The sequence below is a fragment of the Microvirga zambiensis WSM3693 genome (assembly GCF_016735695.1).
GTDB classification, from domain to species: domain Bacteria; phylum Pseudomonadota; class Alphaproteobacteria; order Rhizobiales; family Beijerinckiaceae; genus Microvirga; species Microvirga zambiensis.
Genome location: NZ_JAERQD010000013.1, coordinates 55,598 through 71,794, shown reverse-complemented (window position 1 = coordinate 71,794; position 16,197 = coordinate 55,598). Strand labels below are relative to the sequence as shown.

18 protein-coding genes and 1 tRNA gene are annotated in these 16,197 nt (G+C 62.2%); 6 read left to right on the top strand and 13 right to left on the bottom strand.

What is annotated here, in order from left to right; translation table 11 throughout:
- Window positions 1-59: 59 nt before the first annotated feature.
- The 6 genes from JKL46_RS12410 to JKL46_RS12385 form a co-directional block, all read right to left on the bottom strand.
- On the bottom strand, window positions 60-926 hold the full coding sequence (locus JKL46_RS12410; protein WP_201833179.1) for a transporter substrate-binding domain-containing protein: 867 nt from the start codon (window positions 924-926) through the stop codon (window positions 60-62).
- Between the two features lie 166 nt (window positions 927-1,092).
- The gene (locus JKL46_RS12405) at window positions 1,093-1,743 is read right to left on the bottom strand and encodes an amino acid ABC transporter permease (RefSeq protein WP_201833177.1); all 651 of its coding nucleotides are present in this window, start codon (window positions 1,741-1,743) and stop codon (window positions 1,093-1,095) included.
- Between the two features lie 107 nt (window positions 1,744-1,850).
- Complete coding sequence (locus JKL46_RS12400; RefSeq protein WP_201833174.1) at window positions 1,851-2,513, bottom strand: amino acid ABC transporter permease; 663 nt, start codon at window positions 2,511-2,513, stop codon at window positions 1,851-1,853.
- A 4-nt stretch (window positions 2,514-2,517) separates the two neighbouring features.
- The gene (locus tag JKL46_RS12395) at window positions 2,518-3,303 is read right to left on the bottom strand and encodes an amino acid ABC transporter ATP-binding protein (protein ID WP_210381341.1); all 786 of its coding nucleotides are present in this window, start codon (window positions 3,301-3,303) and stop codon (window positions 2,518-2,520) included.
- A gap of 3 nt (window positions 3,304-3,306) precedes the next feature.
- Window positions 3,307-4,086: an AroM family protein gene (locus tag JKL46_RS12390; RefSeq protein WP_201833172.1), complete on the bottom strand. Its 780-nt coding sequence runs from the start codon at window positions 4,084-4,086 to the stop codon at window positions 3,307-3,309.
- 84 nt (window positions 4,087-4,170) lie between these two features.
- Window positions 4,171-4,983 carry a substrate-binding periplasmic protein gene (locus JKL46_RS12385; RefSeq protein WP_201833170.1) on the bottom strand — a complete coding sequence of 271 codons (813 nt, stop codon included), beginning with the start codon at window positions 4,981-4,983 and terminating at the stop codon, window positions 4,171-4,173.
- 416 nt (window positions 4,984-5,399) lie between these two features.
- On the opposite strand from JKL46_RS12385, the gene JKL46_RS12380 reads away from it, so the two are divergent.
- A complete protein-coding gene (locus JKL46_RS12380; protein ID WP_246529278.1) occupies window positions 5,400-5,765 on the top strand; it encodes a cupin domain-containing protein in 366 nt (121 codons plus the stop codon).
- 148 nt (window positions 5,766-5,913) lie between these two features.
- The gene (locus JKL46_RS12375; protein WP_201833168.1) at window positions 5,914-6,900 is read left to right on the top strand and encodes a hypothetical protein; all 987 of its coding nucleotides are present in this window, start codon (window positions 5,914-5,916) and stop codon (window positions 6,898-6,900) included.
- Between the two features lie 78 nt (window positions 6,901-6,978).
- Here the strand turns inward: JKL46_RS12375 and JKL46_RS12370 are convergent, their stop codons facing one another.
- Window positions 6,979-7,362, bottom strand: coding sequence for a hypothetical protein (locus tag JKL46_RS12370; RefSeq protein WP_201833167.1), 384 nt, complete (start codon window positions 7,360-7,362; stop codon window positions 6,979-6,981).
- A gap of 621 nt (window positions 7,363-7,983) precedes the next feature.
- On the opposite strand from JKL46_RS12370, the gene JKL46_RS12365 reads away from it, so the two are divergent.
- Window positions 7,984-9,258 (top strand): right-handed parallel beta-helix repeat-containing protein, encoded by a 1,275-nt coding sequence (locus tag JKL46_RS12365; RefSeq protein WP_201833166.1) that lies wholly within the window; start codon window positions 7,984-7,986, stop codon window positions 9,256-9,258.
- Window positions 9,259-9,437: 179 nt separating this feature from the next.
- Here the strand turns inward: JKL46_RS12365 and JKL46_RS12360 are convergent, their stop codons facing one another.
- From JKL46_RS12360 to JKL46_RS12340, 5 genes are all read right to left on the bottom strand, one after another.
- The gene (locus JKL46_RS12360; protein ID WP_201833165.1) at window positions 9,438-9,797 is read right to left on the bottom strand and encodes a hypothetical protein; all 360 of its coding nucleotides are present in this window, start codon (window positions 9,795-9,797) and stop codon (window positions 9,438-9,440) included.
- Between the two features lie 304 nt (window positions 9,798-10,101).
- Window positions 10,102-10,178 (bottom strand) — tRNA-His (locus JKL46_RS12355).
- Between the two features lie 120 nt (window positions 10,179-10,298).
- A complete protein-coding gene (locus tag JKL46_RS12350) occupies window positions 10,299-11,273 on the bottom strand; it encodes a tripartite tricarboxylate transporter substrate binding protein BugD (RefSeq protein ID WP_201833164.1) in 975 nt (324 codons plus the stop codon).
- Between the two features lie 61 nt (window positions 11,274-11,334).
- Complete coding sequence (locus JKL46_RS12345; RefSeq protein WP_201833163.1) at window positions 11,335-12,837, bottom strand: tripartite tricarboxylate transporter permease; 1,503 nt, start codon at window positions 12,835-12,837, stop codon at window positions 11,335-11,337.
- Window positions 12,837-13,505 (bottom strand): tripartite tricarboxylate transporter TctB family protein, encoded by a 669-nt coding sequence (locus tag JKL46_RS12340; protein ID WP_201833161.1) that lies wholly within the window; start codon window positions 13,503-13,505, stop codon window positions 12,837-12,839. The genes JKL46_RS12345 and JKL46_RS12340 overlap by 1 nt, the downstream gene beginning before the upstream one ends.
- A 435-nt stretch (window positions 13,506-13,940) precedes the next feature.
- On the opposite strand from JKL46_RS12340, the gene JKL46_RS12335 reads away from it, so the two are divergent.
- The 3 genes from JKL46_RS12335 to JKL46_RS12325 all read left to right on the top strand — a co-directional run bounded on the left by JKL46_RS12335 (window position 13,941) and on the right by JKL46_RS12325 (window position 15,749).
- Complete coding sequence (locus JKL46_RS12335) at window positions 13,941-14,612, top strand: TerC family protein (protein ID WP_201833159.1); 672 nt, start codon at window positions 13,941-13,943, stop codon at window positions 14,610-14,612.
- A gap of 109 nt (window positions 14,613-14,721) precedes the next feature.
- A complete protein-coding gene (locus JKL46_RS12330; RefSeq protein WP_246529277.1) occupies window positions 14,722-15,432 on the top strand; it encodes an AzlC family ABC transporter permease in 711 nt (236 codons plus the stop codon).
- Window positions 15,429-15,749: an AzlD family protein gene (locus tag JKL46_RS12325; protein ID WP_201833157.1), complete on the top strand. Its 321-nt coding sequence runs from the start codon at window positions 15,429-15,431 to the stop codon at window positions 15,747-15,749. The genes JKL46_RS12330 and JKL46_RS12325 overlap by 4 nt, the downstream gene beginning before the upstream one ends.
- Here the strand turns inward: JKL46_RS12325 and JKL46_RS12320 are convergent.
- A complete protein-coding gene (locus JKL46_RS12320) occupies window positions 15,714-16,196 on the bottom strand; it encodes an arsenate-mycothiol transferase ArsC (RefSeq protein WP_201833155.1) in 483 nt (160 codons plus the stop codon). The two genes, JKL46_RS12325 and JKL46_RS12320, sit on opposite strands and share 36 nt — an antisense overlap.
- Window position 16,197: the final 1 nt, after the last annotated feature.

Sequence of the window (16,197 nt, the reverse complement as noted above, 5' to 3'; positions counted from 1 at the left end):
CTTGCTCGGATCAGCCGAAGCCCGGCGAGCTTCGGCTGTCGGTTCCTATGGCGGTTGCGTTACTTTGCGTAGGCGAAGGACGGAACGGACGCGACGCCCCACTTCTTGAGAATGGCGTCGTAGGACCCGTCGGCTTTCATCTGCTCCAGCGCAGCGACGAAGGCATCGGCCAGCGCCGTGTTCGGCTTCATCGTCGTGAGCGCAAGCTGGTTCGAGGCATAGCCGGTAAAGGCGAGCTTGAAGTTGTCGTTCGTCCGGTTGATGAAGAAGGCGGCTTGCGGATCGTTCAGGTATGCTGCGGCGGTCTGCCCCGATACGACGGCTTGGATCGCATCCGCATTCGTGTCGAATGCCCGAATTTCAATCGGAGCCTTGCCCGCCGCCTTCATGCGGTCGCTTTCGGTCTGAAGGTTCTTGTTGGTGGTTCCGGCAGCCGCCACGGAGACGGCCTTGCCCGCCAGATCATCGAAGCAGCCGGCATAGCTCGCCTTGTCCGCCGCCTTGAAGGAACAGCTCGATCCAAGGGATGAACTCTTCGGAACCATCAGCCCCTCGCCCCACTGCACATAAGGGACCATGTTCATGATCTTGAGGCGGTCGGGATTGATGAAGATCGCCGTGCAGAGACCATCGAAACGTTGGGCTTGCAGGCCCGGTACGAGGCCGGGAAAGGAAAGGTTCGTCCATTCGAGCTTCACATTGAGGCGTTTCGCAACCTCGCCGCACATGTCGACGTTCAGGCCATCCTTCTCGCCATCCGTCTTGATGAACTGATTGGGAGCCGCTGCGAAATCGGCGGCAAGGGCCAATGTGCCGTCGGTGAGAAGAGCACCACTGGGGACCTTCAGCGTGCTTTGTGCCTGTACTCCGGCGGTCGCGAGAACCGTCAGCATCATCCCGACCGCCACTGCAGCAATCTTTTTCATGTGTGCTCCCCTGTTGTTGCCTTCTACCAACGAAACATCGTCTCACTTGCCGTCGCCGTAGAACCCGGTACCTCTCGATCAGAACTAGTATTCTCGTAAGATATCAGCACGGACATTGCGCAACAAGGCGGTTACAATGTGCGTTGGGATATCGTTCGTGGAACGTCTAGTCCTGTAGCCGGTATCGCTGCTCGACGAGCCGTTGGACTCCTACGAGCACGCCGTTCAGGCACAGATAGATCAGCGCGACGGCGATCAGGATCTCGATCGGCTTGTAGGTGTAGGAGATGAGTGCCATGGCCTGCCCGGAAAGCTCCGTCACCGCGACGAGGCTCGCAAGAGCGCTTCCCTTCAGGAGGAGCGTCAGGTTCGACGTGAGCGGCGGCAGGATCGTGCGCATGGCCTGCGGCACGATCAAACGGCGCAGCGCGATCGACAACGGGATGCCGAGTGCACGGCAGGCCTCGTATTGCCCGGCAGGAACAGCCTGCAGGCCGACCCGGATGTATTCCATGTTGTAGCCGGCTGCGATCACCGTGAGCCCCGTGATGGCCGCAACCACCGGATCGAGATAGATCCCGAACTGCGGCAGGCCGTAATAGGCCAGGAACAGGAGCGACAGTGTCGGCATCGCCCGCGTGGTCCAGCTGTAGCCGGCGGAGACCCATCGCAGAAATCCGAAGCGCGAATCCCGCATGATGGCGAGCGGAAATGCGATGACCACCGACAGGACGATGGTCGCCGCCGCTATGGCGACCGTGTTGAGCGTCGCGGAAACGAAGAGCGGCGCGTTGCTTGTAACGACAGTCCAATCCAAAGCGACCTCCCTGTCCTAGAGCTGTTTCCACTTGCATGGAATCATCTCTCTTCTTTGGCTTGCCGCATTTTTTACGGCGAACCGGATCCACTTCGCCGAAAAATGCTCTAGCGACGCAAGCCAAGTCCGTAACGGGTCGAGAAGCGGCGTGAGAGAACGGCCTCGAGAACCATCAGAATGCTGGCGATGGCCGCATAGATGCTCGCCGCGACCATGATGAGAAAGAACGGCTGATCAGAGACCGCGATGGCCTGCCGGGTCACGGCCATGACCTCCGTCACGGCGACGGCGGACGCGACGGCAAAGATCTTGACGTTGCCGGCGAGGAACGTCGCCCAGGCCGGCATGGCGATCCGGATCACCTGGGGCAGCACGACACGGCGCATGGTGAGCCACCAGCTCATTCCGAGCGCCCGCGTGGCCTCCAGAATGCGCTTGTCCACCGCATTCAGCCCGGCGCGGAAGATCTCGAGCTGGAACGCGATGCCGACCAGCGTGAAGCCGAGGATCGCCGAGCCGACGGAACCCAGATCGAGACCGATGGCCGGAAGAGCCAGATAGCACCCCAGCAGAACGATGAGTTCCGGCAGGCCTCTGAACACCCAGCTATAGACGCTGAGCGGCAAGGATACCGGCTTTCCGGCCCATTCGGCCAGCACGGCCAACGTTGCGCCGATCAGGGTCGACACCGTGGTGACAAGCACGAACATCCAGATCGTCAGCCATGTCGCATCGAGGAAGCGAGGGAACTGCGCGATGAAAACGTCCATGAGCCTAGTCCGTCACGCGTTGCAGGAACGCCTGCAGCTCGGCGCTGGCCGGATTGACGAGCACATCCGACGGATTGCCGCGCTCCTTCACGATGCCCTGGTGCATGAACAGGACCTCGTCCGCCACATGACGGACGAAACCCATCTCGTGGCTGACGAGGATCATCGTCATGCCCTCGGCGGCAAGCTCGCGCATCACCGTCAGAACCTCCCCTTTCAGCTCCGGATCGAGAGCCGAGGTGACCTCGTCGAACAGCATGGCCTTCGGCTTCATGGCCAGAGCCCGCGCGATCGCCACCCGCTGCTGCTCGCCGCCCGACATCTGATGCGGATAGGCCTTGACACGGTGAGACAGGCGAACCTTCCGAAGAAGGGCGTGCGCCTCCTCCTCGATCTCGCTCCGCTTGCGCCCCAAAACCGTCATCGGTGCTTCGATGATGTTCTCCAGCGCCGTCATCTGCGGGAACAGGTTGAAGCTCTGGAACACCATGCCGACCTGAGTCCGGTATCCCAGAAGCTCCTTTTCCTTTTGCCTGACCCAGGTGCTTCCTTTCTGCACCCAGCCGACCCGCTGTCCCTTCCAGACGATCTCGCCGTCATCGGGAACGATCAGCATGTTGAGGCAGCGCAGCAATGTGCTTTTGCCCGACCCCGATGCCCCGATGATCGCAACGACGCTTCCTTCGGCAACAGTGAAGTTGATGCCCTTCAGAATATCGACACCGCCAAGGCGCTTGACGACTCCGTGGACTTCAAGAATCGGCGACTTCTCTGCTGCCGCGATGGTCATGGATCAGCGCTCCACGTGAATACGCTCGGGCCAGGCTGGCGACAGCAAGGTGCGCGCATTGAACACGTTCAGCACATTCGGCGTGATGACCGGGCATTGAAGTCCCTTGGAAATACTTTCGAGCAGATCGTCCGGGTCATGAGGCGCGAGGCCGTCGCCATATCCCCAGATGAGCGCAAGATCGTATGGGGCGCCTGCCTTGAGCTGCTCGACGGCCTGACCGTCAGCGATACCGATGCCGAACGATGCTTCGACATCCTTCATCCAGGGTTGGGATTCCCAGGTGGCGCGATCCTGGCCGATATGCCAGGCGGTCGGGAGCAGCAGCGCGAGCTTGAAACGGCCCTTGGCCTCCGCCTGGCGACGAACGACATCGAACATCAGCTGGTAAGGCAACAGAAGCGGCACGCTGCAGCGGAACGAGTTCGGCGGATACATCTCCGCGCAGCACATGAGGATGATGTCCATGCCGTCGGCTTCATGGGCCGAGATGGCGGCCTGAGCCCGTTCGATGTACCAGGCCTGATCGACGAAGATCTCCTCCCAGCCGCTGCCCATGCGGCGGTCGGCCGGGGTATCGTTGTGGACATAGCAGCCAATCCCGAGGCCGTCCTCCGGCTTGATCTCATGGGCGCGGATCTCTTCGCGGCTCAGCCCATCGAGGCAGGCGCGCTCGAAGACATCGACCTCGAGACCCAAGGCCGCGAGCGCGTTGCGATGAAAGGACCGGTACTCATTGCGAGGGCTTTGCCCGGTGGTGATGATGCCCACTTTCTTCTTCATTGGATGCTACTCTTCGTTCTTGATTGACAGCGAGGCAGGCCGCCTGAACCTGAAGGCGGCCCGCCATTGAATGTCGGACGGCGATCAGGACTTCGGATCGGGAGGCATCTTCGCGAAGTCGACCTTCTGGCCGAACCATTTCTCGACCAGCGCGTTCAGGGTCCCGTCCTCGCGATAGCGGGCGATAAGAGCGTCCATGGCCTTCGCCAGATCGGGATCGGCCGCGGAGACGGCGATGCTCTGGGTCTTCGGCATGCGCACCTCGGGCAGCACCGTGATGTTCCGGTCCTTGCTCGCCGCATAGGAGGGCCCGAGATAATCCATGCCGATCCAGTCGATGCGGCCGTTCTTGAGGTCGAGCGCCAGCTCGGTCCAGCCAGGATACTCGACGACATTCGTAACGCATCCGGCCGGCACGGCCTGCTGAATGAGCTTCGGCTCGTTGGAGCCGCGGATGACGCCCATCTTCTTGCCGCACACATCGTCCCAGCTGGCGATCTTCGCATTGCTCGTCAGCTTCGTGACGGCCACGCCGTTGACGATGTAGGGCGAGAGCATGATGAAGTCTTTGGAAGCGATGCGCTCCGCGCTCCGGGTGACGCCGGAGGCGACGACATCGAAGCGGCCGGCTGCGAGGCCCGGCAGGAGACCGGCCCAGTCGAGCTGCACGAACTCGACCTTCACGCCTAAGTCCGCCGCAATCTTCTCCATGACGGCGATATCGTAGCCGGCGAGCTTGCCGGACGCGTCGATCATGGAGGTGGGAGGGGCGGATCCCGTCGTGCCGACCACGATCGTGTCGGGCTTGAGGAGTTTCGCCTTGAAGTCCTGTGCACCTGCCGAGAATGGCGCCAGCGCAGCGAGCGCTGCTCCGGCAGCGAGGATAGCCTTGATCATCTTCGAGCCCTCCTTATGATATCTCAGTAGTATATCAGAGAAATTTTATTAGAAAGCCCGCATTTGCGGCGTTCGCGCTCAAAAAGTGAGCTCGCCTGCCTAAGGCTTGTACTTCCTGGGCTTTTTCGCGCCGCTGCGCCCGCCGAGCCGAGCGGCGCCGAGAATATTCCAGCAAAAACCTTGCGCGAATTCATTCCGTGATATACTACTCATACATCAGTTGAGACGGCAGATCTCTCCCCTTTCCAAGCATCGCGAACGGGGCTCACGCAATCCATTGGAATGCGGCCATGAGCTCGCGGGCGCCATGCAGAGGCTCATCGTCACGTTGCCTCACATCGGAGAGCCGACCGATCCGACTGCATAACCTGGATCCAGCAGATATCCGGGGGCCAAGATCATCAATGGAGAAGGCAATGGGCGATAAGATCGTGTGGGCTCGACAGGAAACGACGTTCAAGACCTGGGTGCATCCCGGTCAGGAATTTACCCATCGCCTGATCACGAACAAGAAGCAGGGTTCCTCGATGTCCTTCCACATCACCACCTACATGCCGAACTTCGAGGTCATGGTGGAAGGCGACGGCGTGCACGAGGTCGTGCTCTACTGCCTGCACGGTCATTCGCGACAGATCGTCGAAGAAACCGGAGAGGAGCATTTCTTCAAGCCGGGCGATGCGATGTATCTCCCCACCCGCTATCGCTATCGGCATATCATCGGCGATGCCGGCCTGGTTGTGGCCGTCTGCGCCAATCCGAGCAAGGAAGATGGCGACATGTAGCGCAGCGCTTCCGCGCAAGCCTCAAAGAGCAATCGATCCGGGCGATTCATGAGCGTCGCCCGGTCGGAATTCCATCGCGGCTTCTATCGCATGAACCTCGCTCGCAGCGAGATCCTGCCGGCGAGCGGCCATTCCATCGGGAGATACAATGATCTGGATCGACGATCAGGCTGTGGCGTCCATTCTCGACTCCGCGGCAGCCATCAAGGTTGTCGATCTCGTCGAGGCGGGTCTGGCCGAGGTCGCGGCCGGCACACTCGTCGAGGCGCCCGTCACGCGCCTGGATGCGAAGGAGCATGCCGCGAACTACACCGTCTTCCCGGCCTATAGCCGAGAGAGATCGCTGGCGACGGTCAAGGTCCTGTCGGGCGTAGAGCGCAATCCCGAACACGGTGTTCCGATGATCGATGCCGTGATCGTCGTCATGGATGCCAAGACGGGAATCATGCGAGCCGTCATGGACGCGAGGCGCACCACGGCGCTGCGCACAGCCGCAGCAACCGCGATTGCATTGCGCCGATTGCTGCCTGACTCGGCGAAATCCCTAGGCATCATCGGCACCGGCATTCAAGGCTGGGCCCATGCCCAGATCATCTCGGCAATATTGCCGGATTTGCATCTGTCCGTCGCATCGGCATCGGGCAACGCCGACCGTGCGCGCAGTCTTGCCGGCAGGGCATCCCTCGAGCTGGGGCGGCCGATTGCCAGCTCCACCTGCGACGAGATCGAGGCAACCGCGGATGCGATTGTGGTGGCTTCGCTGGCCAATGCACCTCTTATCGGAGAAGCATCCAAGCCGGATGCCGTGATCGCGAGCGTCGGGCATTTTCTGCCGGGAGCGACCGAGATCGACCCGAGGCTCGTTGCCAATGCCGCGAGAATCGTCTCCGACCTTCCGGAACGCTTCCGGCGGCATTGGCAGGCGCATGGAAGAATCCTGGGCGATGCGCTTGAGCGACTGACGAGCCTCGAGGATCTCGTTGCTTCGCAGCCAACTCCGTCCGGATCCGGTCGATCCGTTTTCCTCTCCGATGGCCGCAGCTTCGAAGACTGCGTCGTCGCAGGATATGTCCTGCAACAGGCCGAACTGAAGGGCATCGGGACACGACTGAGGAATGCGCCTTTCAACGGATAGCAGGTCCTGTCTCGATACGGATGCTGATGAGGACCTGCAAGCGCCCGACGACACGCACCTGAACGGCTCCCGCATGACCTAGCTTGGCTTTTCCGGCTGATCCGCTGGGAGTTGGAGATGTTTCGTCAGCACCTGCACCATGCTGGCGATATCGGTTCTATGCAGCGCAAAGGCCAGCGGCCCATACGACGGATGATCGAAAGCAAGAAGCGAGCCGTCGAACTGCGCGACCTGGATATGCCATGGCGGGTCGTTGACCGTGTCGACGGTTTTTCCATCGAGCACCTGCTTCTCGCTCCCTTCGACCATCCGAGCCCGCGCCTGCCCGAGCAGCCTGATGATCTTCGTCAGTTGCTCGACATCCAGGGTGATGGGCTCCGAGAGCCCTCCGACAGGGCCAAGCTCGACAGTCACGGATTGTCGATCCTCAGCGACCCGCACACCGATCCGTGCCTCGGCCACGACGCTCCCTCCCTGTTGTTGGCGAACGGTTGGAGTTCCCAGGCCTTCGCTCAACCCTACAGGGGTCAAATAGGTCCGCGATTACCTCTTTCGCGCGCATGGCATGTCACCCTGTGCAAGCCACCCTACCGGCCGCGCTCGCAGGGTCCCAAGCCTTCAGTCGATCGGATGTCCCATGACCGGCTCCGTGCTCGGATCTGCCGCCGCTGCGACCCATGACCGGAGGAGGTGCCCCTTGGAGTTACCGCGGCATCGCTAAAAAATCTGCTTGGTCATGCTTTGGCCCTATTCAGAAACCAAAACCCTCATGCAGTTGTTCAAAGTACTCCCCGCAACCCCCTGACGTTGAGGAGGGCACACTGCATGCTTTGATCGAATTTTTGCCCCTGTATTAGAGTGAAAGCGGCGCAAATTCTTGCGCATCGCAATACATATTCCTTCCTAATACGTCCCCCCTTCATCAGCCTCCTATTGCGCTTCGCTGCATCACCCGCCTCGATACTAAGGCTGGGTGCAGAGCGTCACGCCTGCGCCGATGGTCTTCTCATCAGGAGACATGCGTAGCCGGCACGTTCCACGCTTCGATTGAGAAATCCCTGAAATCTTAAAGCGAGAGAGACCATGGCAACCATTTATGTCTCGACCACGGGCAACGACTCCAATTCCGGCGCCTCCGGCAGCCCGGTCAAGTCCATCAACAAGGCAGCTCAACTGGCGCAGGCCGGCGATACCGTGCTCGTCGGCGCCGGCACCTATAACGGCACCGTCAACATCACCAAGAACGGCACCGCCTCGGCGCCGATCACCGTCAAGGCCGCCGACGGCGCCAGGGTGATCATCGACGGCAGCCAGACGTCCTCCGGCACCGATCTCGTCACCATCACCGGCGACTACATCACCTTCCAGGGCTTCGAAGTCGCCAACGCCAAGCGCACCGGCATCAGCCTGTGGGAGACGCACGACACCAAGGTGCTCAACAACAACGTCCACGACAGCTTCCGCGCCGGCATCTGGGCGGGCGGCAACGTCGGCAATTCCTACAACAACGTGATCGACGGCAACGAGGTCTGGCGCAACGTCAAGGAGAACCAGAGCAAGACCTGGTCCGGCGGCTGGGCCCAGGGCATCAGCCTCGACAAGTCCGACAACAGCACGATCAGCAACAACAACGTCTACGACAATTGGGGCGAAGGCGTCGGTGCCATGTTCACCAAGGGCGCCAAGATCACGGGCAACAAGGTTTACGACAGCTACAGCATCGGCATCTACCTCGACAACGCGCAGAATGCGGTGGTGCAGTACAACACCGTGTCGCATTCCTACGACACCGATTTCTACCGCAGCGGCAAACCGGCCATCGGCATCATCATCGCGAATGAGAACGGCGACCGCATGCTGCCGTCCTCCGGCCTCGTGATCACCAACAACGTGCTCGCCGGCGTCGGCAATCTGTCATACAGCAGCTACGGCGCCAACACCGGCCTGGTCAACTCGACGGTCTCGCCGAACACCATCTACAGCAGCCCGGATTCCGTCCCGGCTTCGTCACCCAGTCCAACGCCAAGCGGTAGCCCGATCCCGTCGTCGGAGGATGTGTTCACCTTCAACACGGCAATCGGCGGGACCGTCAAATCGATTTCCGGCTTCGATGTGGCGACCGACACGATCGCCCTGGACAACAGCATCTTCACGAAGCTCGCCAGTACCGGCGCCCTGTCTTCCAGGTTCTTCACGATCGGCGAAGCTGCCAAAGATAAGAACGACTACATCGTCTACAACAAGACCACGGGCGTTCTGTCCTACGATGCCGATGGATCAGGCTCGGGTGCCCCGGTGAAATTCGCCGTGATTCAGAACAAGGCTTCTCTCACCGCTGCGGACTTCCTCGTGATCTGAGCAGCGGGTTTATCGGTATTCGCGCTTTGAGGATCCCGAGACCCAAGCAAGAGCGACGGCAGGTCGCGCAAGGGACCTGCCGCCGCCGTGATGAGGCGAAATATGCACTAAGCTGAACTAAAAAGTCTCGATGTCTGAGGACCAGTTGGACTGGATTTGGAAACCACCGGCATCGCTGACTAGGTGTCCTTATTGACACCCATTAGACGCTCGGCCTCGGCCTGATCGATCTTGTTGCCCCACTCGATACCCTTCGGAACATCACCGGTGTACGGCGTGAACTTAGTGCCGTCCCAAATCTCTCTCGGCCAAGCCGTCGACGGCCCTTTGAACAAAGCTCCTTCATTCTCGATGAAGATATATTTCGAGCCGTCCGTCAGGTGCCGCGCACCCTGACGTTCGTCGATCAGCTTCTGGATGTAGTCCGGACCCTTGACGCCGGTTTTGCTGAACAAGAGGCGGCCACTACCGTCGTAGTGGTCATACAGGTCGGGCCGCGCTTCAGGCGTTGGAATCGGTTTCTTCGGTTTGTTTTCCATGGTGAGGAGCTTATGCGCTCTTGGGATCCCATGAAAGTCAAAGCGCATTATGAATACCAGACCGGTAGACTGAGACACCCAGACTAGGGCTCGTGACACCCAAACTGAGCGCCTGACTCAGGAAGTTCAGTGAAGCTCCAGGACGGTGCGTGACACCAAAAAGCGCGGACCTGTCGCAGGTTAGATACCTGAGTGCGCCCGACCTGCGCCCGAAGCACCTATCGAACCCTTGCGCACAGGCTCTTGACCACCGAGACTCGGCCGCGCAACGCTTTGAAATGTAAGTGATTTTTAGGCGGGAGAATGGTACAGCCGCCCCGGCTCGAACGGGGGACCCCCAGATCCACAATCTGGTGCTCTAACCAACTGAGCTACGGCTGCACGTGAGGCAGGGTGTAATCGCCTGGGCTGGCAATTTCAAGACCCCTTCGGCCTCTGATGGCCTGAAATGACAACGGCGGGCCTGAACCCGCCGCGTCCCATGCTCAAGCTTGGAAAGGCTTACTCGGCGGTGGCGCCGGCGGCCTTGAGGACCGGGGTCCAGCGGGCGACCTCGCTCTCGACGAGCTTCTGCAGGCCCTCGGGGGTCCGCTCCGTGGCGGAGGGCAGAACGCCGCCGAGGTCGAGAAGGCGCTTCTTGGTGTTCTCGTCCTCGAGGGACTTCACGAGCGCATCGTTGAGCTTCTTGACCACGTCCGGGGGCGTGCCCTTGGGCGCGAACACGGCGTTCCAGGCGCTGACCTCATAGCCGTCGAGGCCGGCTTCCTTGGTGGTCGGCACGTTCGGCAGAACCGGGGAACGCTCAGGCGTCGCGATGGCGAAGGCCTTGATGTTGTTGCCCTGGATCTGCGGCGCCACGTTGACGATCTGGTCGGTCATGAAGTCGACCGTGTTGCCCATCAGGTCGTTGAGGGCCGGTCCCGTGCCGCGATAGGCCACCATGGTCGGCTTCACCTTGACCACGGAATTGAAGAAGATGCCCGTGGAATGGGAGACCGAGCCCACGCCCGCATGGGCCATGTTCACCTTGTCGCCGTTGGTCTTCAGATATTCCAGGAAGCCCTTCAGGTCGTTGGCCGGGAAATCCTTCTTGGCGACGATCACGATCGGGGTGCCTGCGGCCACGCCGATGGGCGCGAAGTCCTTGGCCGGGTCGTATTTCAGGTTCGGATAGAGGGCCGGCGCGGCGCCATGGGTGCCCATATGGCCCATCATGATGGTGTAGCCGTCGGGCTGCGACTGGGCTGCGCGGGTGATGCCCGTGGTGCCGCCGGCGCCGGCCACGTTCTCGACCACGATCTGCTGGCCGAGGGTGCGGCTCATATGGTCGCCGACGATGCGGGCGATGACGTCGGTCGGGCCGCCCGCCGCGAACGGCACGATCATGGTGATCGGACGGGTCGGATAGTTCTGGGCCTGGGCGCCCGTTGCGGCCAAGCCGGCGACTGCGGCAAGCGCCATCACAACGTTCTTCATCAGTTTTCCTCCCTGGAAAAGTTACGGCCTTACATGTGGGCAAGGCCGGGTCGAAGGCAAGCTACTCCGTGAACACCTCGTCCCTTCCCTTTCGAATGGAAGGCAGGAGGGCGATCACAAGTAGGATAGTGGCGACGGCGAGCAGGCCAGCGCTGATCGGACGCTCGATGAAGGTCTCGAGCGAGCCGCGCGAGATGATCAGCGCACGGCGCAGATTCTCCTCCATCAGCTTGCCGAGCACGAAGCCGAGCAGCAGCGGCGCCGGCTCGAAGCCGAACTTGATCAGCACGTAGCCGACGAAGCCGAACAGGCCGATGAACATCACGTCGGTCGGCAGCGAGTTGATCGAGTAGATGCCGATGCAGCAGAACATCAGGATCGCCGGGAACATCAGGCGATACGGCACCTTCAGCAGCCGCACCCACATGCCGACCAGCGGCAGGTTGATGACGAGCAGCATCAGGTTGCCGACCCACATCGAGGCGATCATGCCCCAGAACAGGGTCGGGTTCTTGGTCATCACCTGGGGACCCGGGATGATGCCGTGGATGGTCATCGCGCCGACCATCAGCGCCATCACCGCATTCGGCGGAATGCCCAGGGTGAGCAGCGGAATGAACGAGGTCTGCGCGCCGGCATTGTTGGCGCTCTCGGGGCCTGCCACGCCCTCGATGGCGCCGCGGCCGAAGCGGCGCGGATCCTTGGCGAGCTTCTTCTCGAGCGTGTAGGAGGCGAACGGGCCGAGCACCGCGCCGTTGCCCGGCAGGATGCCGAGGATCGATCCGATCAGGGTGCCGCGTATGACAGGCTTATAGGACTGCCTGAAGTCGTCCTTGTTCGGCAGCAGCCGGCCGATGGCCTGGCGCACCACGTCGCGATGCTCGGTATGGTCGAGATTGCGCATGATCTCGGCGATGCCGAAGATGCCCATGGCGAGCACGGCGAAGTCGATGCCGTCGGCCAGGAACGGCAGGCCGAAGGTCATGCGCTCCTCGCCGGTCTCGAGGTCGGTGCCGACGGTGGAGAGCAGCACGCCGACCAGGATCATCGCCACCGCCCGCAGGATCGAGCCGCGGGCGAGCACCACGGCGAAGACCAGGCCCATGACCATGAGCGAGAAATACTCGGTCGGGCCGAAGACCAGCGCCAGCTTGGTGAGCGGGGCGCCCAGCGCCGCGATGACGAGGGTCGCCACCGTGCCGGCGAAGAACGAGCCGATGGCGGCGATGCCGAGCGCCACGCCGGCGCGGCCCTGGCGGGCCATCTGGTGGCCATCGAGCGCGGTCACCACGGAGGTCGCCTCGCCGGGGATGTTGACCAGGATCGCCGTGGTCGAGCCGCCGTACTGGGCGCCGTAATAGATGCCGGCCAGCATGATCAGCGCGCCGGTTGGATCGAGCCCGAAGGTGATCGGAAGCAGCATGGCGATGGTGGCGATCGGGCCGACGCCGGGCAGCACGCCGATCAGGGTGCCGACGAGGCAGCCGAGGAAGGCGAGGCCCAGATTCTGAAGCGACAGCGCGACGCCGAAGCCGAGGCTGAGGTTGGAGAAGAAATCACCCATCAGATCCTCCCGCTGTGATCGGCCACGTCAACCGGAGCCGGACGGCGGTTGCGGGTGGTGAGAAACAGGATCACGGCGGCGGCCGCCATGATGCCGGCAGTGGCGCGCAGCACCGCCTTCTGCGACCAGTCGGCCGGGAAGAGCCCCGTCAGTGCCTGCGGGAAGACCGGGATCGGCAGGTTGAGCAGATCGCCGAACAGCACCATGCAGAACGGTGTGAGGCTGAGCGCCAGGAGGACGAGATCGCGCAGGCGCGCCTCGTTGGTGGCATAGCCGCCGAGGATGATGGCGAGCGGCCCTGCGAAGAGCAGGCCAAGGCCCGGGGTGGCGAAGCTGCCGAAAGAGAACGGGCGGATCGTCAGCGCGAAGGCGACGATGGCGCCGATCACGAAGACCGGCCCGCGCAGGCTCCAGCGCTCCAGCGGATCGCCGTCCTTCATGAAGGAGAGGACCAGAAGTGCGATGCCGGACAGGCCCACGCCGATGGCGAGCCAACGCGGCAGCATGGCCGGGCCCATGGCGTTGAGCGTGCCCTGATCGAGATCCCGCGTCAGCCACAGGGCGAGCGCTGCAAGGGCAATCAGAAGAATGCCGCCGGCCAGGCTTTGCGGCGCGCGAACAGGCCCGTGATGGCGTGGAGGCTCGGGGCCTTCGTGAAGAACAGACATGGACGACCTCCCACCGGGCGCATCCCGCGCCCAAGGTTGTTGGGACCGATATGGCCTGAGGCTTCACTCCGGATCAAGCGTTCGCCTTCTCGAAGGGAAGGTTTCTCAACAAGACCTCTTGGAATGACCATCCGCCGTGGAAAGGTCCATTAAACTATAGGACAGGGAACCTTTGCCGCCAGGACGTCACTTGATCCTCCGCCCGGTCTTGTCTAGATGGACCCTGTACTGCCAGGCCGGGCCCCTCTGGTCGCTTCCCCATGAAGCGGCGATGTCGGACTGGATGAAAACCAGGGCGGCCTGGGTTCGTTCAAAAAGACGGTTTTGCCTGCATTTCGGCTCGATGTCCGGATGATTCCCTGACATCCCGATGCCAGATGCGTCTCTTTGAGCGTTTCACATGCGCTGCCCTCCAACCGACATATGAGGCACTGCATGTTTGATCTCTCGCAGTTTTTCGGACCCGAGGTCGTCGCCTTCCTGATGGTGGTCGGCATCGATCTGGCGCTGGCCGGCGACAATGCCATCGTCATCGGCCTGGCCGCCGCCGGTCTCCCGAAGGAGCAGCGCAACAAGGCCATCCTTCTCGGCGTTCTCGCCGCCACCGTCCTGCGTATCATTTTCGCGCTGATCACGACCCAGCTTCTCCAGATCGTGGGCCTGCTCCTGGCCGGCGGCATTCTGCTGCTCTGGGTCTGCTGGAAGATGTGGCGCGAGCTGCGCACCGGCCATGAGGCCGAACAGCATGCGGCAGAGGAGGCTCTGGAGGGTCGGGACATCGATCAGGACGGCACCATTGCCGGAGGCGTCCCGCGCAAGACATTCGCCCAGGCTGCCTGGCAGATCATCATCGCCGACGTGTCGATGTCGCTCGACAACGTGCTGGCGGTGGCGGGAGCGGCGCGCGAGCATCCCTACATCCTCGCCTTCGGCCTGCTGCTGTCGATCGCTCTCATGGGCATTGCCGCGTCCTATATCGCACGCCTGCTGCAGCGCTATCGCTGGATCGCCTATGTGGGTCTCGCGATCATCCTCTACGTGTCGCTCAAGATGATCTACGAGGGCTTCCTGGAGGTCTCTCCGCTGGTCAACGCCGCCGTCGGCTAGAGCAATGGATCCAAAAGTGGTTTTCACTTTTGGATCCGTTCCATGCATCGTCTCTATACCGCGGCATGGAATCTTCAATTGACGGCGGGGATGCGGGAAGGCACAGAGCATGTCGCTCATGTCTCCCGCTCTCCGCCCTTATTTTTCGACGGCAGGCCTTCGCCACGGCGCCCGCGCTGCCGTCCCCGCTTTTCCCGGGTTCATCATGTTCGCCCTCGCCTTCGGCGCGGCCGCGGCCCAGAAGGGCCTGTCGCTCGGCGAAACGCTCGGGCTCTCCGCCTTCGTCTATGCGGGCGCGTCCCAGATGGTCGGACTCGAGATCTGGCAGAAGGTGTGGACCCCGTCGACGATCCTCACGATCATGACCGTGACCGCCATCGTCAACGCACGCATGATCCTTCTCGGCGCGACACTCCAGCCCTGGCTGAGGGACGAGCCCATCGCGCGCACCGCGCTCAACCTCTTCCTCATCACCGAGGCCGGATGGCTCGTGAGCACGCGCTACCATAACGAGGGCGGCCGGGATGTGGGCGTGCTCCTTGGGTGCGGGATCATTCTCTGGATGGTGTGGATCGCCGCGACGCTGGGGGGCTTCTTCGCGGGCGCCCTCGTGCCCGAGCCCCGGCGCTTCGGCCTCGACCTCGTCATGCCGATCTTCTTCGGCGTGATGCTCGTTCCGCTCTGGAAGGGAACGAGGGCCGCCCTGCCCTGGCTCGTGGCCGGCGTAGTCGCGCTCATCGTTCATGCCCTCGTGCCGGGCTATGTCTTCATCATTGCCGGGGCGCTCGCCGGAGTCGCGGCCGGAATGCTGATCGAATGAACACGGCAACCATCATCGCGAGCCCCTGGGGCTCGGTTCTCGCCATCGCCGCGATGGCCTTCGTGACGTATCTCTGCCGCATCGCGGGCGTCGTCCTCATGAGTCGCGTGCGCATCACGCCGCGCATCGAGCGCGGCCTGCGCGCGCTTCCCGGCTCCATCATCCTGGCCACGATCCTTCCGGTGGTGATCGACAACGGCTGGCCTGCCGTCGCTGCGCTCGTGGCCGCCGTCATCGCCATGGCTGTGACGCGGATCGACATCGTCGGCCTGCTCGCCGGACTAGGCACCCTCGCCGTGATCAGGGCCCTTGGATGAACCCTGCTTGAGCCGAAGACGGATGCGATACATCAGCCCGTCGCGGATGTTGCGATAGGCGTCGAGAACCTGCTCGCGCGACCCTTGCGTGATCGTCGGGTCCGGGGTCGGCCAGTATTCCACTTCCGCCGCGATGGTGCGCGTCAGTTCGAGCGCCGCGTGATGGGCCTCCGGCGAGAGCGAGATGATGAGGTCGAAATTGAGCCCCTCCCATTCTTCCAGCTCTTCGAGCGTGCGCGGCTTGTGCTTGGATCCGTCGATGCCGATCTCGGACAGGATCGAGGCGGTGAAGCCGTCCGCTTCGCTTTTCCGCACGCCGGCTGACTGCACATAGATCGACTTGCCGAAATAATGACGCGCGATGGCTTCGGCCATGGCGGAGCGAACGGCGTTCATGGCGCAGACGAACAGAACCGAATGGATCCGTTTCGAGCGGGGCTCGTCCAAG

Coding starts and splice junctions, on each gene's coding strand:
- JKL46_RS12410 (WP_201833179.1), bottom strand. CDS start 926: ATGAAAAAGATTGCTGCAGTGGCGGTCGGGATGATGCTGACGGTTCTC.
- JKL46_RS12400 (WP_201833174.1), bottom strand. CDS start 2,513: ATGGACGTTTTCATCGCGCAGTTCCCTCGCTTCCTCGATGCGACATGG.
- JKL46_RS12395 (WP_210381341.1), bottom strand. CDS start 3,303: ATGACCATCGCGGCAGCAGAGAAGTCGCCGATTCTTGAAGTCCACGGA.
- JKL46_RS12390 (WP_201833172.1), bottom strand. CDS start 4,086: ATGAAGAAGAAAGTGGGCATCATCACCACCGGGCAAAGCCCTCGCAAT.
- JKL46_RS12385 (WP_201833170.1), bottom strand. CDS start 4,983: ATGATCAAGGCTATCCTCGCTGCCGGAGCAGCGCTCGCTGCGCTGGCG.
- JKL46_RS12380 (WP_246529278.1), top strand. CDS start 5,400: ATGGGCGATAAGATCGTGTGGGCTCGACAGGAAACGACGTTCAAGACC.
- JKL46_RS12375 (WP_201833168.1), top strand. CDS start 5,914: ATGATCTGGATCGACGATCAGGCTGTGGCGTCCATTCTCGACTCCGCG.
- JKL46_RS12365 (WP_201833166.1), top strand. CDS start 7,984: ATGGCAACCATTTATGTCTCGACCACGGGCAACGACTCCAATTCCGGC.
- JKL46_RS12360 (WP_201833165.1), bottom strand. CDS start 9,797: ATGGAAAACAAACCGAAGAAACCGATTCCAACGCCTGAAGCGCGGCCC.
- JKL46_RS12350 (WP_201833164.1), bottom strand. CDS start 11,273: ATGAAGAACGTTGTGATGGCGCTTGCCGCAGTCGCCGGCTTGGCCGCA.
- JKL46_RS12345 (WP_201833163.1), bottom strand. CDS start 12,837: ATGGGTGATTTCTTCTCCAACCTCAGCCTCGGCTTCGGCGTCGCGCTG.
- JKL46_RS12340 (WP_201833161.1), bottom strand. CDS start 13,505: ATGTCTGTTCTTCACGAAGGCCCCGAGCCTCCACGCCATCACGGGCCT.
- JKL46_RS12335 (WP_201833159.1), top strand. CDS start 13,941: ATGTTTGATCTCTCGCAGTTTTTCGGACCCGAGGTCGTCGCCTTCCTG.
- JKL46_RS12330 (WP_246529277.1), top strand. CDS start 14,722: ATGTCGCTCATGTCTCCCGCTCTCCGCCCTTATTTTTCGACGGCAGGC.
- JKL46_RS12325 (WP_201833157.1), top strand. CDS start 15,429: ATGAACACGGCAACCATCATCGCGAGCCCCTGGGGCTCGGTTCTCGCC.